Origin of the sequence: Bartonella bacilliformis Ver097, from assembly GCF_000709795.1 — a bacterium.
Taxonomy (GTDB): Bacteria; Pseudomonadota; Alphaproteobacteria; order Rhizobiales; family Rhizobiaceae; genus Bartonella; species Bartonella bacilliformis_A.
The window spans coordinates 111,264-137,479 of sequence record NZ_KL503803.1 but is presented as its reverse complement, the minus strand read 5'-3'; the positions used below and the strand labels follow the sequence as shown (position 1 = coordinate 137,479).

At 36.1% G+C, this 26,216-nt stretch carries 19 protein-coding genes and 1 tRNA gene; 5 read left to right on the top strand and 15 right to left on the bottom strand.

The window, feature by feature from the left end:
- The first annotated feature begins 12 nt into the window (after positions 1-12).
- Together pepN and H710_RS02685 are read left to right on the top strand one after the other, a co-directional pair.
- Complete coding sequence (gene pepN, locus H710_RS02690) at positions 13-2,640, top strand: aminopeptidase N (RefSeq protein WP_041849319.1); 2,628 nt, start codon at positions 13-15, stop codon at positions 2,638-2,640.
- A gap of 277 nt (positions 2,641-2,917) precedes the next feature.
- Positions 2,918-5,239 (top strand): sensor histidine kinase, encoded by a 2,322-nt coding sequence (locus H710_RS02685; RefSeq protein ID WP_041849318.1) that lies wholly within the window; start codon positions 2,918-2,920, stop codon positions 5,237-5,239.
- A gap of 315 nt (positions 5,240-5,554) precedes the next feature.
- Here the strand turns inward: H710_RS02685 and H710_RS02680 are convergent, their stop codons facing one another.
- The 11 genes from H710_RS02680 to H710_RS02630 form a co-directional block, all read right to left on the bottom strand.
- Positions 5,555-6,937, bottom strand: a complete 1,383-nt coding sequence (locus tag H710_RS02680) for a sensor histidine kinase (protein ID WP_041849317.1) — start codon at positions 6,935-6,937, stop codon at positions 5,555-5,557.
- Entirely contained in the window at positions 6,934-7,620 is a 687-nt protein-coding gene (locus H710_RS02675; RefSeq protein WP_041849316.1) for a response regulator transcription factor, read from the bottom strand. Before H710_RS02675 ends, H710_RS02680 begins: the two co-directional genes overlap by 4 nt.
- Before the next feature lie 78 nt (positions 7,621-7,698).
- Complete coding sequence (locus H710_RS02670) at positions 7,699-9,207, bottom strand: Do family serine endopeptidase (RefSeq protein ID WP_041849315.1); 1,509 nt, start codon at positions 9,205-9,207, stop codon at positions 7,699-7,701.
- 201 nt (positions 9,208-9,408) lie between these two features.
- Positions 9,409-9,852 (bottom strand): cytochrome c-type biogenesis protein, encoded by a 444-nt coding sequence (locus tag H710_RS02665; protein ID WP_041849314.1) that lies wholly within the window; start codon positions 9,850-9,852, stop codon positions 9,409-9,411.
- Positions 9,853-9,854: 2 nt separating this feature from the next.
- Positions 9,855-11,834 (bottom strand): heme lyase CcmF/NrfE family subunit, encoded by a 1,980-nt coding sequence (locus H710_RS02660; protein ID WP_041849313.1) that lies wholly within the window; start codon positions 11,832-11,834, stop codon positions 9,855-9,857.
- 7 nt (positions 11,835-11,841) lie between these two features.
- Positions 11,842-12,321, bottom strand: a complete 480-nt coding sequence (ccmE, locus tag H710_RS02655; RefSeq protein WP_041849312.1) for a cytochrome c maturation protein CcmE — start codon at positions 12,319-12,321, stop codon at positions 11,842-11,844.
- A gap of 197 nt (positions 12,322-12,518) precedes the next feature.
- The gene (locus H710_RS02650; RefSeq protein ID WP_041849311.1) at positions 12,519-13,355 is read right to left on the bottom strand and encodes a tetratricopeptide repeat protein; all 837 of its coding nucleotides are present in this window, start codon (positions 13,353-13,355) and stop codon (positions 12,519-12,521) included.
- A gap of 117 nt (positions 13,356-13,472) precedes the next feature.
- Entirely contained in the window at positions 13,473-14,885 is a 1,413-nt protein-coding gene (locus tag H710_RS02645; protein ID WP_041849310.1) for a sensor histidine kinase, read from the bottom strand.
- Positions 14,882-15,547: a response regulator transcription factor gene (locus tag H710_RS02640; RefSeq protein WP_041849309.1), complete on the bottom strand. Its 666-nt coding sequence runs from the start codon at positions 15,545-15,547 to the stop codon at positions 14,882-14,884. Before H710_RS02640 ends, H710_RS02645 begins: the two co-directional genes overlap by 4 nt.
- An 18-nt stretch (positions 15,548-15,565) precedes the next feature.
- Complete coding sequence (locus tag H710_RS02635) at positions 15,566-15,802, bottom strand: hypothetical protein (RefSeq protein WP_041849500.1); 237 nt, start codon at positions 15,800-15,802, stop codon at positions 15,566-15,568.
- Positions 15,803-15,967: 165 nt separating this feature from the next.
- The gene (locus H710_RS02630) at positions 15,968-16,732 is read right to left on the bottom strand and encodes a peptidoglycan-binding domain-containing protein (RefSeq protein ID WP_041849308.1); all 765 of its coding nucleotides are present in this window, start codon (positions 16,730-16,732) and stop codon (positions 15,968-15,970) included.
- 665 nt (positions 16,733-17,397) lie between these two features.
- On the opposite strand from H710_RS02630, the gene H710_RS02625 reads away from it, so the two are divergent.
- A complete protein-coding gene (locus H710_RS02625; RefSeq protein ID WP_348519594.1) occupies positions 17,398-17,652 on the top strand; it encodes a DUF5330 domain-containing protein in 255 nt (84 codons plus the stop codon).
- 125 nt (positions 17,653-17,777) lie between these two features.
- Positions 17,778-18,185, top strand: coding sequence for a SufE family protein (locus H710_RS02620; protein WP_041849306.1), 408 nt, complete (start codon positions 17,778-17,780; stop codon positions 18,183-18,185).
- A 110-nt stretch (positions 18,186-18,295) separates the two neighbouring features.
- Here the strand turns inward: H710_RS02620 and H710_RS02615 are convergent, their stop codons facing one another.
- Entirely contained in the window at positions 18,296-18,727 is a 432-nt protein-coding gene (locus tag H710_RS02615; protein ID WP_041849305.1) for a MucR family transcriptional regulator, read from the bottom strand.
- 797 nt (positions 18,728-19,524) lie between these two features.
- Here H710_RS02615 and H710_RS02610 point away from each other — a divergent pair.
- Entirely contained in the window at positions 19,525-21,615 is a 2,091-nt protein-coding gene (locus tag H710_RS02610; protein WP_041849304.1) for a S9 family peptidase, read from the top strand.
- 91 nt (positions 21,616-21,706) lie between these two features.
- Here H710_RS02610 and H710_RS02605 read toward each other — a convergent pair whose 3' ends face one another.
- From H710_RS02605 to ppdK, 3 genes are all read right to left on the bottom strand, one after another.
- Positions 21,707-22,303 (bottom strand): superoxide dismutase, encoded by a 597-nt coding sequence (locus H710_RS02605; protein WP_041849303.1) that lies wholly within the window; start codon positions 22,301-22,303, stop codon positions 21,707-21,709.
- Between the two features lie 307 nt (positions 22,304-22,610).
- Positions 22,611-22,685: transfer RNA gene (locus tag H710_RS02600), tRNA-Gln, on the bottom strand.
- 653 nt (positions 22,686-23,338) lie between these two features.
- Positions 23,339-26,026 (bottom strand): pyruvate, phosphate dikinase, encoded by a 2,688-nt coding sequence (ppdK, locus tag H710_RS02595; protein ID WP_041849302.1) that lies wholly within the window; start codon positions 26,024-26,026, stop codon positions 23,339-23,341.
- Between the last annotated feature and the right edge of the window lie 190 nt (positions 26,027-26,216).

Sequence of the window (26,216 nt, the reverse complement as noted above, 5' to 3'; positions counted from 1 at the left end):
AGGAAAAAATCTATGAAACAACCAGTAATGCCCATTTATTGTTTAGAAGATTACCAACCAACACCCTACGCTATAGCCAAAACACAGCTTAACTTCTGTCTAGAACCCACAAAAACGTGTGTTACAGCAACATTATTCATTGAACCTCGTAACGATACAAAAGAATTCACACCTCTGATACTTTCTGGTGATGAACTTACTCTAATTTCCATTGTCCTCAATGGTAAAAAATTAGCTGAAAATGCTTATAAAAGCACCCCATCATATCTAGAAATTACAAGCCCACCAGCAGCCCCTTTTACATTGGAATTGATAACAGAAATTAATCCTGCACAAAACAGTCAACTCATGGGACTTTATCTTTCCAATGGGGTTTACTGCACACAATGCGAAGCAGAGGGTTTTCGTCGCATTACTTATTTTTATGATCGCCCAGATGTTCTTTCTACCTACACAGTAAAAATTGAAGCAGATTCTCAGATAGCCCCTATCTTGCTCTCTAATGGCAATCTTGTTGAAACAGGAACTTTGAATAATAATCGCCACTTTGCTGTTTGGACAGATCCTTATCCAAAACCGTCTTATCTCTTTGCTTTAGTTGGTGGAAATCTTGACCAGTTAACAGATTATTTCACCACCGCATCTGGACGACATGTCAAACTTGGGATTTATGTAGAAAAAGGAAAAGCTGAATACGCAATGTATGCAATGGATGCACTCAAACGTTCTATGCGTTGGGATGAGGAATGTTTTGGACGCGAATATGATCTTGATGTTTTCAATATTGTTGCCGTTTCAGACTTCAATATGGGAGCAATGGAAAATAAAGGCCTGAATATTTTTAACGACAAATACATTCTTGCAGATCCTGAAACAGCAACTGATCGAGATTATAAAAATATTGAACGCATCATCGCACACGAATATTTCCACAATTGGACTGGCAATCGTATAACTTGCCGGGATTGGTTTCAACTTTGTTTAAAAGAAGGATTAACGGTTTACCGGGATCAGGAATTTTCTTCTGATCAAAATGTACGCAGCTTACAACGAATTGAAAATATAAAAATGTTGAAAACTACTCAATTTCCTGAGGATTCTAGCCCACTAGCTCATCCTGTGCGCCCTCGTCAATATAGTGAAATCAACAATTTTTATACTACAACCGTCTATGAAAAAGGGGCAGAAGTAGTCCGTATGGTGCACACTATCTTAGGCTCAACTCTTTTCCGTAAAGGTATGGATCTTTATTTTCAACGACATGATGGACAAGCTTGTACTATTGAGGATTTTATCTCCTGTTTTGCTGAAATCTCTGACCAAGATTTTTCACAATTTATGCTGTGGTATGAACAAGCGGCAACACCCAATGTAGAAATTGATAGCTATTATAATGAGGGTGTTTTAACAATTCATGCGAAACAATATATTCCAACAACACCGCAACAAAACAAAAAAAGTCCCATGCTTATCCCTATTGCTTTTGGCTTATTGGGACATAATGGAAAACCACTAACTTATGAAGCTGATAAAAATATTCAATCAGATGTTATGATGCTCTCTCAGGAAAGTCAGACTTTCACATTCAGAGGACTGAGTGAAAAACCTATTTTATCACTGCTTCGAAATTTTTCTGCTCCTATTACTTTACATATACCATTCAATGAAAGTGAACTCATCTTTCTTGCTCAAAACGATAGCAATCAAATCAATCGTTGGCAATCACTTAATTATCTAATGACTCAAACTCTTATTCAAGCAATTAAGGATAAAACGCTCGAAAAGATAGCCATGCCCTCTAAGCTGCTTACATTGATAGCAACCATTGTCAAAGATGAAAATCTTGAACCTGAGTTTCGCGCATTGTGCTTAAGTTTACCGAGCGAAATTGAACTTGCGCACACACTCACTAACAATATCGATCCAGATCGCATTTATGATGTGCGTAATCAATTTTTAGCTTCAATCGCACACACTCATCAAGAACTCTTCGCAACAATTTATGCACAGATGCAGATAAAAGAGCCTTATTCACCAAACACTGTGCAAACCGGAAAACGAGCACTACGTAACATTATATTAGATTATCTCTCTCTTGCAGAAAACAAACCGGATCACGCTATTACACAATATGAAATGTCTGATAATATGACTGATCGCATAGCGAGCCTAAATATTTTAGTACAGCGCTTTAACAAGAGCAAACAAACAAAAAATGCTTTAAATGATTTTGAAACCCGATATAAGCACAACCCCTTAGTCATGGATAAGTGGTTCTCTATCCAAGCGATAGTTGCAGGAACGTCAACTCTCGATCATGTTCAAAAACTCATGAAGCATCCACTATTTTCACAGGACAATCCCAATCGAGTTCGTGCCTTAATTGGTACCTTTGCTACTGAAAATCAAACAGGTTTTCATAGAATAGACGGTGCATCTTATCATTTCCTGTGCCAACTTATTCTAGAAATTGACAACAAAAATCCACAACTTGCTTCTCGGTTGTTAACAATTATGCGCTCTTGGCAACAATGGGAACCCATTCGGCAGCAAAAACTTGAAATAGCATTAAAAACAATCGCAGCAGCACCTAAATTATCAAGCGATGTAGCAGATATTATCAATCGCATACTCACTTAAAAAACATTTATAATCAATATATTATAATTTTATTACAAAAAAGAGCTATCTAATAATAAAAATCCTATAAACAGATCTTTTCTATCTGTTTATAGGCTGTATTTAAACGTTTTATAAGAGCTCGTAATTTATAATCAGAAGAGAAAATTTCTTTTTTAAAATTTTCTAAAAAAAGACTAGACAGAAGACTCCTGTTTTGATTCACTGTGCTTATTGGGTTGTTATGAGTACCGCAATGGTTATTCAATCATATTGTTCATGATCAAAGGAACCAGAAATGGCGAAATTGGACGTGTATAACGCGCCCACGAAAACGCACTCCGATTCAAAATCGAGTGTTCAAAGTCGTAAGACGCGAACAGCACATATTAATCAGCTTTCTGATTCAAATTATAAAAGACTGCTATTTATTGAGCCTTGGCTGCGACGTTTTATTCCGTTCATTATTATCACGTTTCTGATTGTATTAGCAGTGATCCGCTTCGTGTTAATTTATGATTGGCATAATGCTATTGATAAAGATACGCGCTCTAAAATTACTCTTCTAACCACTCATATCATAAATATAATTGATCGTGATTTACTTTCTGCTACGAAGAAAGAAAAGAATGCTATTCTTTCTCATAATCATTTGCAAAATATTTTGATAAATTTTCAAAATGAAGGCCTCACCAATACCAACACTATGATCACCATTATAGACCAAAATAGAAATGTTTTAGCCTCATCAAATTCAGATATAACTTTAGGAAAACCTTTACAAGATTTTATCCCTCAAAGCACTGCTTTATGGACTCTTGGAAAATATACTGGTGCAATGCAAATTATGATAGGGGAAGAACCTGTCTTGGCGTCATTTCATGAAACAGAAAACGGCCAATATGGCGTATTCATCAGTGAAAAAACACAACATATCTATATGGAATGGCATAAAGTCTTTTCATTAAACCTAATTCTATTCATAGGAACTGCTGGTATTATTCTAGCGCTTCTCTATGCTTACTACACTCAAGTTACACGAGCACGCAATACAGATTTGATTTCAGAAAAAATTCAAAACCGCATTGATATGGCAATGATGCGTGGACGCTGTGGACTGTGGGATTGGAACATGGCAAGTGGACGTATTTATTGGTCTCGTGCCATGTATGAAATGCTTGGTTATGTGCCTCAAGATTCCCTGCTATCAATTTCTCAAATCACTGCCATTATCAATTCAACCGATATTAATTTTTTTGATCTTGCTCAAGAATTAATGAGTGGTGAAAAAAAACATATCGATATCAACGTCCCTATGCGTCATGCCGATGGTCATCATGTATGGATGCGTATTCGTGCTGAAGTTACTGAAGAAGAAGAGCCTCACTTAGTTGGTATTTCCTTCGATATTAGCGAACAACATCAATTTGTTGAACAAACAGCACAAGCTGACCTTCGTATCCGTGATGCTATTGAAAATATTTCAGAATCTTTTGTCCTGTGGGATTCAGAGGGGCGTCTGGTCATGTCTAATAGTAAATTTTGCGAATATGCAGCTATTCCTAAACAAATGCTACAATCAGGTATTCAACGTGCAACTGTCACAGCTATGGCTCGCCCTGCTATTAGTGAATATTTTCTCAAAGAAGATGATGGTACTGGTAATTTGACCAGTATTCGACAAACAGCAGATGGTTTCTGGCTTAAAATTAATGAACGACGCACCCAAGATGGAGGGCTTGTGTGCATTGGGACGGATATTTCCGAGCTTAAACAACAACAAGAAAAATTTGAAGATAGCGAAAGACGACTTTTTTCTTTTATTCAAGAACTCAAACGTGCACGAGGAAATGCCCAGCAACGTGCAACAGAAGTTGAAAAACTCAATAAAAGCCTGCAAGCAGAAAAAGAGCGAGCCGAAAGTGCTAATAAAGCCAAATCAGAATTTTTAGCTAATATATCCCATGAATTGCGCACTCCACTTAATGCCATTCTTGGTTTTTCAGATATTATGTTACAATCCACTTTTGGTCCTCTCGGCTCACAACGCTATGAAGAATATATGCGTGATATTCATAACTCAGGAACTCATCTTCTAACGCTCATTAATGATATCCTTGATATGTCAAAAATCGAAGCAGGAAGATTTACCCTTGATTGTAAAAATGTTGATCTTGAACCCATCATTAGTGAAGCAATTCGTACACTGACACCACAAGCACAAGAAAAAAAGATTTCCATTACAGCCAATATCGCACCAAAACTCCACGCAGAACTTGATTGCCGCGCAATGAGACAAATTTTCCTTAATCTCATCTCTAATGCAGTTAAATTCACACCCTCTGGCGGTAGTATTGATATCTGCGCTTTCCAGAAAAAAAATGATCTTATTTTTAAAATTAAAGATACAGGAGTTGGTATTCCTCAATCAGCTATTAAAAAACTTGGAAAACCATTTGAACAAGTTGAAAATCAATTTACCAAAACCCATACTGGCTCAGGCCTTGGCTTAGCTATCTCCCGTTCTTTACTAGAATTACACAAAGGAAAACTTGAAATCGCCTCTGAAGAAGAGAACGGCACAACTGTAACCATCACAATACCGATTAAACAAAATTAGATATTAAAAACATTCTCGTCATGATTCACTACAGAAAAACCTGTTTCTATTTAGCACATCAACGATAACCTATAATATCACTTCCCGCATATATACATGATGAAACAACTAAGAAATTAACAATTTCTAAATTTTCTCTTTTACTTTTTAATATTTTGCAATCATTGATCACTACTTTCATAATGAATACAAAAAAGAGACGTATTTTAAAACACTTGTGTATCTTTTTGAAAAAGTATTCAACTTTCCATGCTATTTAAAATTTAAAACACAGCAAACACACTAAAACTAAAGAAGCATGTTTGTGAAGCCTGATTAAGGAAACGATAGAATAGCTCTAAGCCCTGGATTTGCATTTTCTAAAATAAGTTCGCCTCCATGAAGCTTCATAACAGCTTTTGCCATACTTAAACCAATACCAAAACCTGGCTGCGTACGGCTTTCTTCAAGACGAACAAATCGTTCTGTTACTTTTTCAAGCTTATCTACTGCAATTCCTGGACCATTATCACTAACCACAACACGTAAACGTTCACAAAAGCATTCCATAGACAAAGAAATCTCTGTCTTCTTTTCACCCTCAGACGCATATTTAATCGCATTATCAATGAGATTAAATATTGATTGTGCAATAAGCTCACGATTTAGCTTAAGATTTTTGTCAAATGTATGCCCTAGCTGAAGTAAAATACCTTTTTCTTCGGCAAAAGGTTCATAAAGTTCAACCGCATCTTCAAGAATCTGCTTCATATTCATGATCTCAAAATGCTCAATCGAATTGGTAGCTTCAATGCGTGAAATCATCAAAATTGCGTTAAAAGTACGAATGAGTTGATCTGACTCAGCAATAACATCATCCAACGCTTGTCGATATTGGAGCTCTGTTTTTTTCCCTGAAAGAGCTTCTTCAGCACGATTTCTAAGACGCATTAGCGGTGTCTTAAGATCATGAGCGATATTATCTGATACCTGGCGCAAACCAATATTTAATTCTTCAATGCGATCTAACATAACATTAAGGTTAGCTGATAGTCGATCAAATTCATCACCAGCTCCAGATACAGGTAAACGCTCACTAAAATTACCGTCCATTAAGCGCTGTGATGCATCTGTTACACGATCAATCCTCTGCAATGCACGCCTACCAACAAAAAACCATATTAATAAAGCACCTCCAACCATCGCTACCAAAGCAATGATCATAGCCTTACGAATGATGATTGCAAAACGCTCTGGTTCATCCAAATCTCGTCCAATAAGAAGTTTCATAGCATTGGGTAAATCAACAATGATTGCTAAAGCACGATGTTCACTTGTTTGACCATGCTCGCCAAAACGTGAATATAAAAAGGAACTCGGAAGAAAACCATCATGGTTAAGAAGACCGGGTTCAATATATGCAACATTCCCTGCTAAAATACGCCCCATAGGATCCGTGACAAGATAAAGAAATGCTCCTGGTTGCCGTGAACGATGATCAATCGTGCGCACCAATAAAGCAAGCCCACCATAATTATAAGCGCTTTCAATATTTCCTAATTCTTCACGTAACGCCTGTTCAGTTTGATCTGTCAACAATGAAACAGAAAACGCCATCATATAAATAGAAAGTGCTGCTGCAACCAATCCAAATAATAGAATATAGAGTGCAGAAAGTCTTAGCGCAGTTGTGCGCATCATATTGATTAAATAGTTCATGTTTTTTTGTCTGGAGCTTTCAGCATATATCCAGCCCCACGTACCGTATGCAAAAGCGGAATATCAAAATCTTTCTCTATTTTCGCTCTCAAACGGGAAATATGAACATCAATAACATTTGTTTGCGGATCAAAATGATAATCCCAAACATTTTCCAAAAGCATCGTGCGTGTCACAACCTGACCAGCATGACGCATTAAATATTCAAGCAAACGAAATTCTCGTGGTTGCAACATGATATTCATTTCACCGCGTTTCACAGTGTGTGATAATCGATCAAGCTCAAGATCGCCAACACAATAAACAGTTTCTGCTTCTTTAGGATTTTTTCGCCGCTGTAATACTTCCACGCGTGCAAGCAATTCCGAAAAGGCATAAGGTTTTGTCAGATAATCATCGCCTCCTGCGCGCAACCCCATCACACGGTCATCAACTTGCCCTAAAGCAGAAAGAATAAGGACAGGAGTTTCATTCCCTTTTGCACGTAACTCAGAAATGATAGAAAGACCATCACGATGCGGCAACATCCTATCAATAACCATAACATCATAACGTTCTGTCTCGGCTAAAGCATAACCTGTATCCCCATCACAAGTAATATCAGCTGCATGCCCTGCTTCTAAAAATGCTTTTTCGAGATAACGCCCTGTTTCACGATCATCTTCAATAATGAGTATTTTCATACAACGCATCCCATTATTTCAATCGATAATTTATTGGGACAAAAATTTATAAAATCTCTTGTCCCAATGCCAAAAACATTACTTTTTAATAATTGGAAGAGCAATAAAACGATTCTGATCTTTTGTCCGCACTTGTAGTAATATCGCACTGCGCCCTAACTTTTGTGCATACTTGATTGCGTCAGCAACATCAGATGCCTTTTTAACAGATTTATTGTTGACTGTCACGATCACATCACCGGGACGAATTCCCCTCTCTGCTGCATCTGAATCCAAATCCACATCCGTTACAATCAACCCTGAATCATCATCGGAAGTGGTTACAATTAAACCATAATCCTCCAGTGTTTCAGAACCACCTTTCTTGCTTGAAGATTTTGAACCTTCTCCCTTATTTTCGCTTTCAGGCATTGAATCGATCTTCACCTTAACGCTATCCTTTTTACCAGATCTCCAAACACCTAAAGTCGCTGTTTCTCCTGGTCTAATATTTGCAATACGCTTTGCAAGATCACGCGCATCGGTGACTTTTTCATCATTTACTGAAATGATCACATCACCTGCCTTAATACCTGCTTTCTGTGCAGGCCCCTTCAACGGATCAGTAACCAAAGCGCCTTTTACTTCTTTTAAACCAACTGAATCAGAAATCTCTTTCGTGACTGCTTGAATCTGAACACCAATCCAACCGCGCTGAACCGAACCCTTTTCAATGATTTGTTTCACAACCTGTTGTGCTGTTGTTGAAGGAATAGCAAAGGCAATACCAACATTTCCACCGGAAGGAGAAAAAATTGCTGTATTAATCCCAACAACTTGTCCATTTAGATTAAAAGTTGGACCACCAGAATTACCTCGATTAACAGCGGCGTCAATCTGAATAAAATCATCATAAACACCAGCACCGATATCACGCCCACGCGCTGAAACAATCCCTGCTGTCACAGTTCCACCAAGACCAAATGGATTGCCGACAGCAACAACCCAATCACCAATACGAACTTCCGTATCATCTGCAAAATCAACATATGTGAATGTTCGTTTATCATCTACTTTCAATACGGCAAGATCAGTTCGAGGATCCGTTCCAATCAGCTTTGCCTCGAGTTCTGTGCTATCATCAAGAACAATAGAATAGCTTGTTCCATCAGAAATTACGTGATTATTCGTCACAATATAACCATCCGATGAGATAAAAAATCCAGACCCGAATGCAATAGAACGGGGTTTACGTGAACGATTTGAATGTTTATCGTTAGGCCGAGTATACTCATAAAATTCTTCAAAAAACTTTTTCAAAGGATGTTGATCTGGTAATTGATCAATCCCTGGACTTCCAAAAAAACCACCAAAAAACCGATCTTTTTTTGTTTCTTTTTTATCACTCTTTACCTGTACAGCAACAACAGCAGGTTTTACTTGAGAAACAATATCTGCAAACCCTTGCTGTTGACCTGACATAACGAACACAGGTTTTGCATAAGCAGCGCTTCCCCATAAGTTTGATCCACTCAAAAACATTGTGCTTGCTAATGCAGTCGAAAAACCTATAGCTCTTAATGTCCTATATAAAGTGGGATTAACCATTTTTATGTGCTCCTATTCACTAATATTTCATTTCTATCCTCATTCATCATAAAATAGCAGACATTACCGTTTTCTGTCTAAATTGTTAAAGTTCTGTAAGGTTAAATAAAAAAATCGTTGGTTATAAATAAAGCTTCATTTCGTGTAAACTCGCCAGAATTCTTTTCTAGATATAATGTTTATTTACTTTCAACGATATTGTTAACTTTTTTCTTCATCAGCATTCAAAATAATTAATTTTTTGTATTCACAGCGCCTTATCCAGAAAAATATAAAACTAACACCAATAATCATAATTATCAGAGGTGATAACCATAAAAACCATGTGGTTTTATTAAATGGCGGCTTCAACAAAATAAATGCACCATATCGCTCAACAAGAAAATCGACAACCTGCTGATCACTATCACCTGCTTTTAACCTTTCACGCACTAAAATGCGCAAATCACGTGCCAACGAAGCATTGGAATCATCAATTGATTGATTTTGGCAAACCGGACAACGTAAATGTAACGAAATATCACGAGCTCGTAATTCAAGGACAGGATCGTCTAACATCTTATCTAACTCTACAGCCATTCCTAACCGCATATAAAAAATAACAACATAGAATAATATAACAGCCCCATAAAAAAGCTTTCTCATATTCATCCCTTCTCAGTGCGTCTGAAACCAACACTCCTCCGTTGACGTACACTTATACGAAACCAATAATCTAAAAGAGAAAAACATCCGCCTATTGCCATCATAAAGGCACCAAACCAAATATAAATTACATAAGGTTTCCACCATATATGCAAAGCAAGACCTTGGTCATCAATACGACCTGGCACAATATAAAATTGAGAAAAACCATAACTTTGAATACCAACTTTCGTTGTTGATATATTTTGACTAGGATAAAATCGTTTTGATGCTGTCATAGTATGTACTAAATTTTGATTTTTATATATTTTAAAATTAAACTGCATTGCAGAATAATTTGATCCAGCAATATTCCGCACTTCATCAAAACGTATAATTTTATCAGCCATCGTAATACTATCGCCTATTTTCATGACTAAGATACGTTCTTGTCCAAAAAGAGAAGAATAAATAATACCAAATAGTGTAACACCTAACCCCATATGTGCTAACGCAGCACCAAAAACGGACCATGGTAATCCTAAAAACCTTTTAATCCGTACAAAAAAAGGTGTCTTTCTATGGCCGCTTTTTACCCAAAGATCAGCTAACCCACCCAAAAAAACGAAAACTGAAAGCCCCACTCCTAAAGCGCAAAAAATATCACGCCAAGATGCTGCATAAAATGTTATAAAGCAGGCTATACAGGATAGTAAAAACACAAACCATAACCGCTCAAAAACCGCTAATAAATCACCACGCTTCCACGCTACCATCGATCCGAATGGAACAAAAAATAATAGCGGCACCATTAAAGATCCAAATGTAAGATTAAAAAAAGCAGCACCTACAGAAATTTTTTGTCCAGTTAACGTCTCAAAAAAATAAGGATATAGCGTACCAATCAATATTGTTGCTGTTGCTGTTGTAAGAAATAAATTATTTAAAACAATAAATCCCTCTCGTGAAATTGGCAAAAAAAATCCGTCTGTTTTTGAAATAGGCGCCCGCAAAGCAAAAAGCAAAAAAGCGCCTCCCGTGAAAAAAAACAAAATAGAAAGAAGTGCCCACCCACGTGCTGGATCAACAGCAAAACTATGAACAGATATTAAAATACCTGAACGAACAAGAAAAGTTCCCATAAGAGAAAGTGAAAAAGTAAGAATAGCTAAAAATAAAGTCCAGTTTTTCAGCGCACCCCGCTTTTCAAGAACAAGAATAGAGTGCAAAAGAGCTGTTCCAGCAAGCCATGGCATGAATGAAACATTCTCAACAGGATCCCAAAACCAATAACCACCCCACCCCAACTCATAGTAAGCCCAATATGACCCAACCATAATACCAAGTGTCAAAAAAATCCATGCGAGAAGAGCCCACGGCCGTACCCAATGCGCCCAAACCCCATCGACATATCCTGTAATCAATGCGGCTACCGAAAAAGAAAAACAAACCGAAAAACCAACATAGCCTAAATAAAGAAGCGGTGGATGAATGGCTAAAGCAATATCTTGTAAAACAGGATTCAGATCACTTCCTTGTAACGCTGGTGGATTCATTCGTAAAAATGGATTGGATACAAAAAGAATAAATAAAAGAAAAGCGCTTGTTATCAAGCTTTGGCAACCTAAAACCGATGCCTTAAATTGCACCGGTAATTTTTGTCCAAACAAAGCAACCAATAAACTAAAAAAAACTAATATTAAAACCCATAATAACATTGACCCTTCATGATTACCCCAAACCCCAACAATCTTATAAAGCATTGGTTTTTCTGAATGAGAATTCTTAACAACATTCAAAACAGAAAAATCAGATATCACATAAGCGTGAACAATAATCAAAAAGGACAAAAGCAATAATATGAAGAGAATATAAGTCAGTGATACCACTGTCTGCATCAATGAATGTTCTTCTCTCACAACACCAAAAATGGATAAAAATACCTGCAGTAAACTCACTGCAAATACTGCAGCTAAAAAAATATGACCCAATTCAATGAGCACGCTGTAATTACCTCTTTATGTCGTGATGTTTCTTCAAGCGATCAGCTGTCTCCTTAGACATATAAGTTTCATCATGTTTTGCCAAAACGCGCTTTCCGATAAAAAGCCCCTGTTTATCAAAATAACCTTCTACGATAACACTTTGACCTTCACGGAAAAGATCTGGTAACAAACCATTAAAAACTACTTTTTCGTGTTTTAAATGATCAATTATGAAAAAAGTAACTTGCATCTTTCCATCATGTTCAACAGTTCCTTTTTCAACAATACCACCTAAACGCAAAAGACGACCTGTTAGAATATCTTCCTTAGTAATTTCAGATGGTGTGCGGAAAAAATTTGCGGTATTCCGCATTGCATACACTATAAGACCTGTTGTAACTGCCATGACAAAAAGACACAATAAGACCATTAAAAGTCGCTCTTTTTTTCTCTTTTTTAAAATAAACTTAAGTGAAGGAAAATCCTTGAAAGACTGACTGTTCATAGCTCACTTACAAAAAATATTTTTACAAACATGTTGTATGTATAAATATCATTTTACCACTTATAGATCTTAACATTTGGATAGTTTTGCATATCCTTCATACTAGTGCAACTTCTTATCAAGTATTTATGATATCAATTCAATGAGTCTATCTCCCTTAATACTTGTAAACTAATCTAAGTAAATGGTCTCACAATCTAATCAGACGCACGACGCAACTGAGCTATCATGGCCTCAACACGTGATCGTCCTGCGATATCTTTAGGCATTTTATCGAGAAAATTTTCTAAAAATTGAATCGCCTGTGCAGACTTACCTGCCTGACGAAGTGCATCAGCTAAGAATAAACGAGGATAAAAATCATTTGGTGCTAAATCTGCAGCTTTTTGAAAAACATCTTGTGCTTCCTGCGTAATTACTCCACCTTCATACCCAACTAATGCCAAACCGTACCCCACTAACCTTGGAGCCGATTCTCCATTTAAGCGAAGCGAATCCAAATAAATATTCATTGCATCCTGAAAGAGGTTTTCTTCAAGATAGCTTATCGCCAATTCATCTGCAATTTTACCATCATGAGGATCACGGAAAAAAAGCGTTTGCAAACGTACAATCCTTTCATGCTTACTAAGTATCTTTGAATCTTTATCCATTAGTTCTCTAAACAAATAACTTTTAACTTCTGGATCGCCCGTCACATAGTAAATGCCCCCTGTCACAAAAAGAACAAATACAATCCCTATAATTTTAAGAACACAAATGTTCTTAGGATACTTGCAAAGCTTTTGTGCGCAATCCTTCTGTATTTCAAAAGAAATGTTAGAATTGCAGGATGCAAGATGTCCTTTTTGTAATTTTTTAACGTCTGTGCAGTCACATTCACAATTAGATTTAGTCTTATGGATCTGACTCTGGTTGATATTTATAGCTGAAACTTTCCCTCTTTTTTTTAACTTGTAATCAAAATGTAGCGAAAAAAAAAGTGCGATTGTTAGAAAAAGAAGAAAAATTGCAGCAAAAATTAACAAGAGCATATCGCTATGGTACCAATACAAAAATCAAAAAACTTACAACCAACATCCTCTATCCCCAACCCCTTACTTTAAAAGATAATTTTCTGATATTGCATTACTTTTAAATGACAAATTATTTTACCGTCTAGGTAAAAAAACTTTCGTGTGTAAACCACCTAACCCAGAACGTGACAGGAAAAAATTGCCGCCATATTCATTGACCATATCTGCAACGATTGCTAACCCTAAACCTGCTCCTGGCTTACTTTCATCAAGTCGTCGACCTCTTTTTAAAGCTTCATCAATTTGTTCTTCTGTTAAACCAGGACCATCATCTTCTATAATGATACTAAAGAATGCTGTATCTTCAACATTTTCTTCTAAGCAGCAACAAATTAAGATTTTGGTACGAGACCATTGAGCAGCATTTTCAACTAAATTCCCTACAATTTCTTCTAGATCTTCCCTTGCACCAGAAAAAAAAATGTCATCATTTTCCATGATAAATTGGATATGTTTATCAGGGTTGAGTTTTTCCATAACTCGTACCAAACGATCAAGCGTTTTGCGAACAGACGTATGATACACAACACTGTTGCATTGCGCTGCACTCCTAGAACGCTGCAAATAATGATTGATTTGAGCTTGCATTATTTTAGCTTGTTCTCTCAATAAAATGGCCTGTTCACCAACCATTTTATCTGCTTCATTAATAATGACTGACAAAGGCGTTTTCAATGAGTGAGCAAGATTACCAACTTGCATTCGAAACCGTTCAATAATGCGCCTATTATTATTAATGAGAGCATTCACTTCTTGTGCTAATGGCATAACTTCACTCAATAAATCCGTATTCACATAATCAGCCTTACCCTCGCGGATATCATTTAATGTTTGCTGGATTCGCTTTAATGGCTGAAAACTAAAAAAGATAATAGCAATATTGATCAGAACACTCCCTATACCAAAACTCCAAAGGAAAATTTGCAAAGTTTGCTTAAATTCTTGCACTTGTGCATGAACTTCATCAATATTTCCAATGAGGCGAAAACGTGCAACACGGTTTTGATTATCAAGAATAACATCACTTTCAATAACTTGCAGCTTGCGACTATTCTCTTCCTTTACCCGATAAGAGCGAAAAAATTGACTATCAAAGGGGACCTCAACATCGCTTGGTGAAACGATTATTTTACTTCCCAATGATGGAGATGTCAGCCTTCCACGCAAATTAGGTGATACAGCGATCACTTCCCAATACCATCCTGATGTTGGATCTGAATAACGAATATCACTAAATCCAGGAATTGCTCTCAAATACCCCTCAGGTGTTACGGTCACAGTAGAAATAAGGCCGTAAAGTTGAGCGGAAAGAATACGCTCTAAACTTTGTTCACTTGCCCGTTGATAAAATAAAATACTGATTGCAGAGATAGACGAAAGTGAAACCGCAACCCACAATGTCGATAAAATCATAACACGAATAGTAAGAGATTTACCGACGAAAAAAAATAACCGCTTAAGCCGGCTATTATTCTTCACAATTGTCATTTGCCACCTAACGTTACCCGATAACCCATTCCACGAATTGTCTCAATCAAATCCACTCCAAGCTTTTTACGCAACCGTCCCACAAAAACTTCAATCGTATTTGAATCTCTATCAAAATCCTGATCATAAAGATGTTCGATAAGTTCTGTCCTTGAGACTACTTTATCACAATGATGCATCAAATAAGAGAGAAGCCGAAATTCATGTGATGTTAATTTAATTAATTGACCATCGACAAAAACACGAGAAGTTTTAGTATCCAACAAAACTGCACCACAAGATAATGCACTTGTCGCATGGCCAGAAGCCCGGCGGATTAAAGCTCGTAACCGTGCCATTACTTCTTCCAAATAAAATGGTTTAACAACATAATCATCTGCTCCCGCATCAATGCCAAGTACCTTATCAGACCAACGATCGCGCGCTGTTAACATCAAAATAGGCATTGTATGACCGTCTTGGCGCCATTTTTCAACAACACGGATCCCATCCATACGTGGCAAACCAATATCAAGAATCACAGCATCATATGACTCTGTACTTCCTAAAAAATAAGCTTCTTCACCATCAAAAGCACTATCAGAAACATATCCTGCATTTCTCACGGTTTCTGCTAATTGATGATTGAGATCCCGATCATCTTCAACAATCAAAATACGCATCACTCTCCCTACATAAAGTTAATCGGCAGGGACGATAACCTCAACGCGGCGCGACTTTTGACCATTATGAGCAGGCACAACAATCACAACTACACACATATTTTTGCCATTTTGAACAATTGGCATCGAACGAGTTAACATCCCGCCTTGTTGATTAGCGACCCTTTTACCTACCCCAGCACAATCAGCAGCCAAAACGGAATCTAGTCTTATTAGACATAATAGCATTGCAAATAAGAAAATTTTGTCCATCATAAGCTTCTCATAATCTATTCTATCTGAACGTAATATGAATAATGGAATTTTTTTATCAAAATTACGTATCAAAAATAACATAATCTCTATTATCATAAACAATGTTCATAATAACCCCGGATTACAACAATTTCAAACGAGAATCTTCCCGAAGAGAGATCATCTTTAACTTAACAAACCAACTTCGCGCATTTTTATTAAAACTGTGTGATCAATCTTACCCGTTATAGGAAGATGAAATATTTTTTGAAACTGTTTTACAGCATTCATAGTCTTTTGATCTTCTATACCTGTGACTGTCACCTCTTGATTACCAAAAGCGCGCAAAGCTTCCTGCACTTGCATAATATCTGCAATAACAAGCTTTAAACTAGCTTCCTCTGATTGAGTTACAACACCCTCCATTACTATGTTATTTGCCATCTCCATTTCGCTACGCTCAATTAGTACAGCGATCTGATCCACCGAATGATGTATTTTTGAATCACCCAAGGAGCTATCATACAACCCAAATTTTGCTAATTTTTTATGCATTTTCGACAAATTTTCTGATAAATTCTGTCGAGAATATAAAGATGAATCTTGACGTAAATTACTTACAATAGGCATAGAAACAGCATCAGCTTGGAATATCGCTTGTTCCTGAAGCAAAATGGAATTCTTTGCTATAACAGAAACTGGAATTAATTTCATTTGAATAAAAACATCATTTTTTATTTTTTCCTGTAAAAACAAAGCATTAAATAAAACAAACCCAAAACTCACAGAAAAAAAGAATAAACCTATAACTAACAAAGCATTCACACGTGTATAATGATATAATCGTTTTGCTATCCAAAAAAGAAAACGACCGTTGAGTAAAAAAAATGCTAAAATAATATTACGCCGTTCTACAATTTTCGTTTTGCGTATCTTGCGTTTTTTTGTCATTATTCTAATTTTAGTTTTTTGGTATTTTACATAAAATTGAAATTTTTTTACTTTTAGTGGTAGAATAATACATCCACTACGTATTTTTATATCCTTTAAATGATTAAAATAAATATAATTTTGTGCTAACATGTAGATTTAAACCAGCAAAAACCTTAAAATCATGTTTACAAGTGGATATATGTATGAATCAATGGGAAGAAAAAAATAAATCCAATTATTAGCGTACATCGAATTTATTAAAATGCTCTATTACCTTTGAGATTCCTTTAAAATGAAAAATATGTAGTGTACAGTACCCAAATATCAGCTTTATCACAGCTTCAAGTGTTATCATCATCGACTCTATCTTTTCAGTGAAATAATATCCATTATATTTAGTGGAAATAAGAGAATTTTTTTGTGTTAATATTCTTGTTTACAATGCAAGTTTGACATGCAATTTTTAGTGAAAAAACACTGAATGCTAAATTTTGTAAAATGTTGATATTATACTTGCAGTCAAAAATAGTATAAATTGTTACTTTCTATTTATTGCTGAGATATATTGGATTCCTATGATACGTTTTTTCATCAAATCAGTCTTTTTTTTATTGTTTGTTTTTGTCATCATTTCACTTTTTGTAAAAAAACAAAATAATGACAACTCCTCAAGCCAAACAGCCATGAATATAATAACAAGTGATACAGCCATTGCTCTTAAAGAAACTATAAACGATTTAGGAAAATTCTGTGAGCGTAATATACAAACCTGCGAAACTGGAAAATCCTTTTTAGGTTCAATCGGTGAACATGCACGTAATGGTGCAAAAATAGCCTATGAATACCTTGATCACACATTTGGTCATAACGATACGATACAATCCAAAAATATTAATCCCAAAGAGAACCCTCTCTCTACTATAAAAGAGATGAATTAGGATAACATGAAATTACTTTAAAACAAAAACTCGTAGAGTGAATCATTATCCTAACTGTATAGACTCTTTCATCTGTTACTTCCAACGTATCACATACCTACCAAAATAAAATAAGGATTAAGGTTATGGCAGACACGATCAATAATATTATAGAAAATTTTTCTCTCCTCGATAACTGGGAAGATCGGTATCGTTATGTGATTGAACTGGGTCATGAATTACCACCCTTTCCAGAAAACTCTCGAAACGAGACCAACAAAGTGCCTGGTTGCATCAGCCAAGTGTGGCTTTTATCTTCACGTGATAACTCAGAAAATCCAATATTAACATTTCAAGGTGATTCTGATTCTCACATTGTGCGTGGTCTTATTTATATTATTCTTGCCTTTTACTCAGGTAAAACAGCTTCTGAAATCCGTACCGCTAATGCTGAAGAACTTATTGAAACACTTGGTTTAAACGAAAATTTAACACCACAACGATCAAATGGCCTTAAATCTATGATTAAACGCATTCGTGCCCAAAGCTATTAATATACCCAAACACTCGCTTCAATAAATCATTTCCTCTTCTAAAAAATAAGACATGCTCTCCAAACTATTCATTTTCATCGAACTTAAAGACTATTGTGGAGAGTATAATTTTACCTATTTTTTTTCTTTTGGCGGTTATGTCCAAGACCCATTTCCTTAGCCAAAGCGGAACGCGCTTTTGTATAATTAGGCGCAACCATAGGATAAGAACTCTCTAATTGCCATTTTTCGCGATACTCTTCAGGCGACATTTTATAATGTGTCATGAGATGGCGCTTCAAAGATTTAAACTTCTTTCCATCTTCAAGACAAATAAGGTAATCAGGAAAGATTGAACGTCTTGGATTAACAGCAGGCCTTTGCTTTTCAACCTCCACTGACGCTGTACTCCCTGCTTTAAGAAAAGCAGCATGAACATCAGCGATCAAACTTGGCACTTCTATCGGCCGAATTGAATTATTACTCACATAAGCAGCAACTACATCGGCAACCAATGTAATAATTAAACTACTTTCAGCCTCTAGGACTGGGTGATGCTCCATCCTTGTTTCCCTTTAATCTTAAAATTGAGATATTATTTGTTTTGTGAAACGCTATTTGCATTTACAGTGACTTCGTATTCATACTCATGACACAGAAACTTTACACACATAAACTTCATATTGTACAAAAATCTTTTTTGTCAATTGAATTATTCTAATTAATCACTTTTAACGCGAAAAAAAACAAATAAAAATCTAATTTTTGACATATTTTATAATAAAGAATAGCCGTTTTCTTATTTCAGAGTAATGTTGTTTATTTAATTTTGTCTAAAAAACTAAAATACTATAATAATCAGCTGCTTTATATCAAATTTAATCATTAAAATTTTAAATTCACAGTTACAATCATTAAAAATGATACGTTTTTTATTTTAGATAATGATTATCTTACGTTTAAAAAGCTTATTTCAACATAAAAAAGTTTTTCAATACACAAAAAGTGATAAAATAATATAAAATCAATCCTCTATACATTACTATTTAAGTTTTTTTGCGTAAGCTTTACTCCATCTCTCTAACATATATCTATTGTATCAATTGCAATAATCAGCTCTGCCGTTTAAAAATAAAATAAATTCGGTATATTCTTTATCTTCCTATAATCATCAATAAAGATTTTCTTGCACGAAAAAAAGATAGCAACTGCAATATAAAACACAAAACGATATGTTAAAATCAAGTATTGTTGTCATGTTTTTACAGACAGAACAGAGCTTATAGTTTACACAAATGTATGATAATTTTTTCCTAAGACACAAACAAAATTTCTAATATCTTTCCAGATAGGATGATATATGACTTTCTCATCTATACTTCCCCCTAAAGCATCTAAAATTATTCATAAAGAGATGCATCACGGTATTTGCCGCAATGATCCATACCACTGGTTGCGTGATTCTAATTGGCCAGATATTTTAAAAAATCCTCTCTATCTTGACAAACACATTCGATATCACCTCGAGCAAGAAAACGCCTATCAAGCAGCTCAAATGGCTGATACGAAACAGCTACAAAATTTACTTTTTACAGAGATGAAAAGCCGTATTCAAGAAAATGACAGTTCTGTTCCTGTAAAATACGGTCCTTTCGCCTATGGCTTTTCTTATGTTACGGGAGGTCAACAACCGCATTATTTCCGAACACCAAGAAATGGAGGAGAAAAAAATGTTTACCTTAATGGTGATGCTTTAGCTGAAAATAAAGATTATTTTCATCTTGGTTCCGTGCAAATATCTCCTGATCACACACATGCTGCATGGGCGTACGATGATAAAGGATCTGAATTTTATATAATTAAAATTCGCAATTTTAAAACACTATCTGACTACGATGATACCATTCTCGATACATCCGGACAGATTGTATGGGATGCTAAATCTGAAGGTTTTTTCTATACTAAAATAGATAAAAACCACCGCCCCTCAAAGCTCTATTATCATCAGTTACACACTGACCAATCTCAAGATAAGCTTATTTTTTGTGAAAATGATCCAGGATTTTTCTTACATGTAAACGGTTCCAAACTTAACGATGTTATCTATATTAATATTCATGATCATGAAACATCAGAAACCTGGCTTATTCCTGCGAAAGATCCCCTTTTCCCTCCCAAATGTGTAAAAAAGCGACAAAAAGGTATTGAATATTCGCTCACTGAAGGTGATGATGTCTTTTATATTCTTACTAATCAAGATAATGCAAAAGACTTTAAAATCATGGTAGCGCCATATACATCACCGCAATCAGAAAATTGGTCTGAATTTATTCCCCATCACCTCGGACATCTCATCCTATCTCATGATTCTTATCAAAATTTTTTTATCTGGCTTGAATTATTTGAAGGACTGCCTCGTATACAATTAATGGAACAGTCTACCAAAGAAATTCATTCTATTTCCTTTACAGAAGAAGCTTATTCTTTAGCTTTGCAAGGCGCTGCAGAATATAATAGCTCAGTCATTCGTTTTTCCTATTCCTCCATGACAACACCTAATCAAATTTTTGATTATGATATGAAAAATAAAACCAGACTGCTTTTAAAAACGCAAGAAATTCCTTCTGGACATAATAGAGATGACTACATCACCCGACGTATTACAGCAACTGCAGAGGATGGTGAAACAATTCCTATTTCTCTTTTTTATCATAAAAAAACCAAACTAAACGGGAGTGCACCTTGTTTACTTTACGGTTATGGTGCCTATGGAATTTCTATTCCTGCAAGTTTCAACAGCAATATACTTTCATTGGTTAATAGAGGTTTTATTTACGCTATTGCTCACATTCGTGGTGGAAAAGATAAGGGTGTTGAATGGTATGAAAAAGGAAAACACCTCTTTAAGTATAACACATTTACAGATTTTATTGCGTGTGGACGTCATCTTGTCAACAATCAATTCACTACTCATGACCGTCTCATCGCCCAAGGTGGCTCAGCAGGGGGAATGTTGATGGGAGCCGTTGCTAATATAGCTCCACAGGACTTTGCTGGCATCGTAGCAAATGTTCCTTTTGTTGATGTTCTAACAACTATGCTTGATGCTTCACTCCCCCTAACGCCGCCAGAATGGCCAGAATGGGGAAATCCTCTTGAATCAAAAGAAGATTATGACCTGATTGCTTCTTATTCCCCCTATGATAATGTTAAACCCCAAAAATACCCTCCTATCCTCGCTATTGCAGGATTAACTGATCCACGTGTAACCTATTGGGAACCCGCAAAATGGGTGGCAAAGCTGCGCGATCTTAAAACAGATGACAATGAAATTTTATTGCGTATTAATATGGATTCAGGACACGCGGGCACAACTGGACGCTTCTCAAAACTGGAAGAGATTGCTTATATATACGCATACATCTTAAAGATAGTGGGAAAAGATCGTTAGTGAATTAAACTCTTACTGTTTGAAAAGCTCCATAATTCAATGAATTATGGAGCCTTGAATATGACTATAAAAACAATACAAACTGTTTAAATCAGCACTTTTCATAAAGCGCTAAAACGTAATCCCAATCAATCAAATTATCCACAAAAGCTTCAAGATATTTAAGCCGTGCATTGCGATAATCGATGTAATAAGAGTGCTCCCATACATCAACACCTAAAATAGGCTGAGCATTATAAACTAAAGGATTTTCACCGTTGAGCGTTTTCATAATTTCAAGCTTACCATCCTTAACAGCAATCCATGCCCAACCAGAACCAAATTGAGCAGTACCAGCAGCAATAAAATCTGCACGAAATTTATCATAGCCACCAAGATCACGTTCAATAGCATTGTTTAATTTTTCAGGAAGTTTTCGGCCACCCCCGCCTTTTTTCATCCACTTCCAAAAATGAGTGTGGTTATAATATTGCGCTGCATTATTAAATAAACTAGGATTCGTTCCAAAGCTTTCTGTAACAATATTTTCAATAATTTTATTTTCTAAGCCTAAATCTTCTACAAAATTGTTAGTATTGATAAGATAAACCAAATAATGCTTATCATGATGATATTCAAGCGTCTCAGCTGACATATAAGGCTCAAGAGCATCATACGCATATGGTAAATCAACTAATGTAAACGCCATTTTAAAAATCTCCTCGACTCTAATTGTTAAGCTTACTCTCCAAATTTAATTTGACACCTACAGTATCAAAAGAAAATAGCGACTTACTCGTATCAATTTTAGTTTTTATCATCATCTTTAATGAATATTTAAAAGCAAGTAAGAAGTATTAAAATACCATTTCAAAGCGCTAAAACGAAACCCTACTTAAGAACAAATGCAAGAAATAGAATGAAAAAAAGCAACGCAATATTATGCAATAAATTTATTCATAAATTATTGCTAACTTTAAAATAGACTAAGCTTACAATAAACCTTCCGAAAAATCTGGCTGGGGTACCTGGATTCGAACCAGGGGATGCCGGTACCAAAAACCGGTGCCTTACCGCTTGGCTATACCCCAAAGAAAAAATACTTGCACCGATGCCCGCATTTTATAACGATTCTTGTAATTCTAAGCAATATTTGAAAACAAAAGTTTATCTTTTCCTGTTATATAAAATCCACTAATACCAAGATGATGCCAATAAATACACTCTTTAACATTGAAAGAGCTCCACCAGAAGAGACCTATCTACTTATTTTATTAAGCAAATACTTCACTTCTCGTAAAGCATTGCAGTTGCTTTATCACAAAATATTTTCGTTTAATAGAGCCAAATCCATTAAGTGAATAAATTTACAAACATAAATACCTATTTATTTTAGAAGAGAATCCAAACATTAACTATGACTGATCCCTTGTACACAATCCATCAGAGTTTAGCGTATCTTTTCTATATAATTCATCAATCAGCCTACTAATGAATTATATGTACAATACGCTGCCATAGAAACCAATTACTCACAAAGAATTTTAAAAATAAGAAACTTTCATATATAATAAAAAATAGTCAACCTATCATTTTAATCTAGCCCAACCATTAAATGGTAAACACGCTACTCGATAATAACAGTATACCTATTAAGCATCTTCATTTATGACCCTAAAAAGAGAGATAAAATACTTCATATTAAATACTATACAAAACAGCATGCGTACCAAAACCGCTATGATTAAAATGCGCTACCATCAATTTTGTGTTTTTTGACAATTGCTGATTGTGCTGCTGCTAAGCGTGCAATAGGTACCCGAAAAGGAGAACACGAAATATAGTCTAAATTATTTTCTTCATACAAAGCGATAGAATTAGGATCACCTCCATGCTCACCACAAATACCTAATTTAATTTTTTCACGTCGAGAACGTCCACGCTTTGCAGCAATAGCAATAAGCTCCCCAACCCCATCACGATCAATCGATACAAACGGATCTTGTTTTAAAAGTCCTTTTTGAAAATACATCGTCAAAAAAGGAGCTGCATCATCACGCGAAATACCAAAAGTAGTTTGTGTCAAATCGTTTGTTCCAAACGAAAAAAATTCTGCAGTTTCTGCAATTTCATCTGCTCGAAGCGCTGCTCTTGGCAGCTCGATCATGGTGCCAACTATATATTGAATTTTGGTTTCCTTTTCTTTCATCACACTGCTAGCTACATGATCAATCAGAACTTTAATGAAATCCAATTCAGATTTAAGTGCAACAAGCGGTACCATAATTTCAAGCATCACAGGAGATTCAGATTTTTGAGCCGCTTCTGCTGCTGCTTCAAAAATTGCTCGTGCCTGCATTTCTGCAATTTCGGGATAAGTAATAATAAGACGACATCCTCGTAACCCAAGCATAGGATTAAATTCATGCAGTTGCTGAGCACGTTCAGAAAGTATTTCAGCAGAAACACCCATAGCCATTGCTACATCAAGAATTTCTGCATCCGTTTTTGGCAAAAATTCATGCAAAGGTGGATCCAAAAGACGAACAGTAACAGGAAAACCAGACATAATTTCAAATAATTCTATAAAATCTGATCGCTGCATTGGCAAAAGCTTATCCAGCGCTTTACGACGTCCATCTTCATCAGTACTTAAAATCATTTCACGCATAGCAATAATACGCTCACCTGCAAAAAACATATGCTCGGTACGGCAAAGACCAATACCTTCTGCTCCAAAAGAACGTCCTATACGTGCATCAGATGGAGTGTCAGCATTAACGCGCACTTTCATACGTCGCATTTCATCAGCCCATTCCATCAATTTAACAAAATCTTCACAAAGCTCAGGCTGCAACATTGCAACGTTCCCTTTGAAAACTTCTCCACTGCTGCCATCAATGGTGATTATATCACCCTTCTGGAAACTTTGACCTGCAACAACTATAGTATTTGTGCTATAATCAATCCGTATATTCCTCGCACCAGAGATACAAGGTTTTCCCATACCACGAGCTACAACAGCAGCGTGACTTGTCATACCACCACGTGTTGTCAAAATTCCTTCTGCAGCATGCATACCATGAATGTCTTCTGGACTGGTCTCTACACGTACTAAAATAACTTTTCGGCCTTCTTTTGCAGCTATTTCTGCCTCTTCCGAAGTAAAAACAATTTCACCTATTGCTGCTCCTGGAGAACCAGGCAAACCACGCGTGATAACAAAACCTTTTGCTTTAGGGTCAAGCGTCGGATGTAAAAGTTGATCAAGTGATTTTGGCTCAATTCGCATTACCGCTTCTTCACGGCTTATCAATCCCTCCTCAACCATTTCGATTGCCATTTTTAAGGCTGCACGCACTGTTCGTTTGCCTGAACGAGTCTGCAAAATCCACAATTTACCTCTTTCGATTGTAAATTCGAGGTCTTGCATATCCCGATAATGCTGTTCAAGCTTACGTGCAATCTGACAAAATTCTTCAAAAGCCTCTGGCATAATTTTTTCTAACGAGGGTTTATTTGAATCAGCTATAAGCCTTGCTGCTTCCGTAATGTTTTGAGGCGTACGAATACCTGCTACAACATCCTCACCCTGAGCATTAATTAAAAACTCACCGTAAAGCTCTTTTTTCCCTGTTGACGGGTTGCGTGTAAATGCAACACCTGTCGCCGAATCTTCACCCATATTGCCAAATACCATGGCTTGCACATTAACCGCTGTTCCCCAACTTTCAGGAATATTATGCAAACGACGATAAGTGATTGCACGTGCAGTCATCCAACTTGAAAAAACTGCCCCAATCGCACCCCACAATTGTTCTTCAGGATCTTGCGGAAAAAGCCTGCTCAATTTTTCTTCAACATACGCTTTATAGGAAACAACAACATTTTTCCAATCAGCCGCTGTCATTTCTGTATCGACATTATAGCCTTTGTGTTCTTTTGCTTCATCAAGGATTTCTTCAAAACACGAATGTTCTAAACCTAAAACAACATCGGAATACATTTGGATAAAACGACGATAACTATCATAAGCAAAGCGTTCATCACCAACCTGCGCAGCAATTGCCTCTACAGTTTCATCATTCATACCAAGATTAAGAACTGTATCCATCATGCCCGGCATAGAAGCTCGAGCCCCTGAACGAATAGAAAGCAAAAGCGGTGCTATTTTACTACCAAACTCGCGTCCCGTTTGTTCACCAACACGTTTTAGCGCCAATTTAACAGATTGCTGCAACTCTTCCGGATATGTCTTACTATTGGCGTAATAAAAATTACAAACTTCCGTTGTGATAGTAAACCCTGGAGGAACAGGTAGACCAAGATTGCTCATTTCTGCCAAATTAGCCCCCTTACCACCGAGGAGATTGCGCTCACTTGCGCTTCCTTCTGCATTACCATCACCAAAACTATAAACCCATTTTGTCATGGTACAAACCCTCACCATCACTATCACAACGCCCTATGATCCAGATTAATCATCATAAACAATCATTCGATTCAAAACTAATCCAATCAAACATAAAATTGCTTTATAAATATATTGAAATTAATCCTTTAATATGAAAAAAGATAAGCAATCGTCTTCGTCAATACTTACCCTTACCTTCTGAATAATT

Coding starts and splice junctions, on each gene's coding strand:
- pepN (WP_041849319.1), top strand. CDS start 13: ATGAAACAACCAGTAATGCCCATTTATTGTTTAGAAGATTACCAACCA.
- H710_RS02685 (WP_041849318.1), top strand. CDS start 2,918: ATGGCGAAATTGGACGTGTATAACGCGCCCACGAAAACGCACTCCGAT.
- H710_RS02680 (WP_041849317.1), bottom strand. CDS start 6,937: ATGAACTATTTAATCAATATGATGCGCACAACTGCGCTAAGACTTTCT.
- H710_RS02675 (WP_041849316.1), bottom strand. CDS start 7,620: ATGAAAATACTCATTATTGAAGATGATCGTGAAACAGGGCGTTATCTC.
- H710_RS02670 (WP_041849315.1), bottom strand. CDS start 9,207: ATGGTTAATCCCACTTTATATAGGACATTAAGAGCTATAGGTTTTTCG.
- H710_RS02665 (WP_041849314.1), bottom strand. CDS start 9,852: ATGAGAAAGCTTTTTTATGGGGCTGTTATATTATTCTATGTTGTTATT.
- ccmE (WP_041849312.1), bottom strand. CDS start 12,321: ATGAACAGTCAGTCTTTCAAGGATTTTCCTTCACTTAAGTTTATTTTA.
- H710_RS02650 (WP_041849311.1), bottom strand. CDS start 13,355: ATGCTCTTGTTAATTTTTGCTGCAATTTTTCTTCTTTTTCTAACAATC.
- H710_RS02645 (WP_041849310.1), bottom strand. CDS start 14,885: ATGACAATTGTGAAGAATAATAGCCGGCTTAAGCGGTTATTTTTTTTC.
- H710_RS02640 (WP_041849309.1), bottom strand. CDS start 15,547: ATGCGTATTTTGATTGTTGAAGATGATCGGGATCTCAATCATCAATTA.
- H710_RS02635 (WP_041849500.1), bottom strand. CDS start 15,802: ATGATGGACAAAATTTTCTTATTTGCAATGCTATTATGTCTAATAAGA.
- H710_RS02630 (WP_041849308.1), bottom strand. CDS start 16,732: ATGACAAAAAAACGCAAGATACGCAAAACGAAAATTGTAGAACGGCGT.
- H710_RS02625 (WP_348519594.1), top strand. CDS start 17,398: ATGAATATAATAACAAGTGATACAGCCATTGCTCTTAAAGAAACTATA.
- H710_RS02620 (WP_041849306.1), top strand. CDS start 17,778: ATGGCAGACACGATCAATAATATTATAGAAAATTTTTCTCTCCTCGAT.
- H710_RS02615 (WP_041849305.1), bottom strand. CDS start 18,727: ATGGAGCATCACCCAGTCCTAGAGGCTGAAAGTAGTTTAATTATTACA.
- H710_RS02610 (WP_041849304.1), top strand. CDS start 19,525: ATGACTTTCTCATCTATACTTCCCCCTAAAGCATCTAAAATTATTCAT.
- H710_RS02605 (WP_041849303.1), bottom strand. CDS start 22,303: ATGGCGTTTACATTAGTTGATTTACCATATGCGTATGATGCTCTTGAG.
- ppdK (WP_041849302.1), bottom strand. CDS start 26,026: ATGACAAAATGGGTTTATAGTTTTGGTGATGGTAATGCAGAAGGAAGC.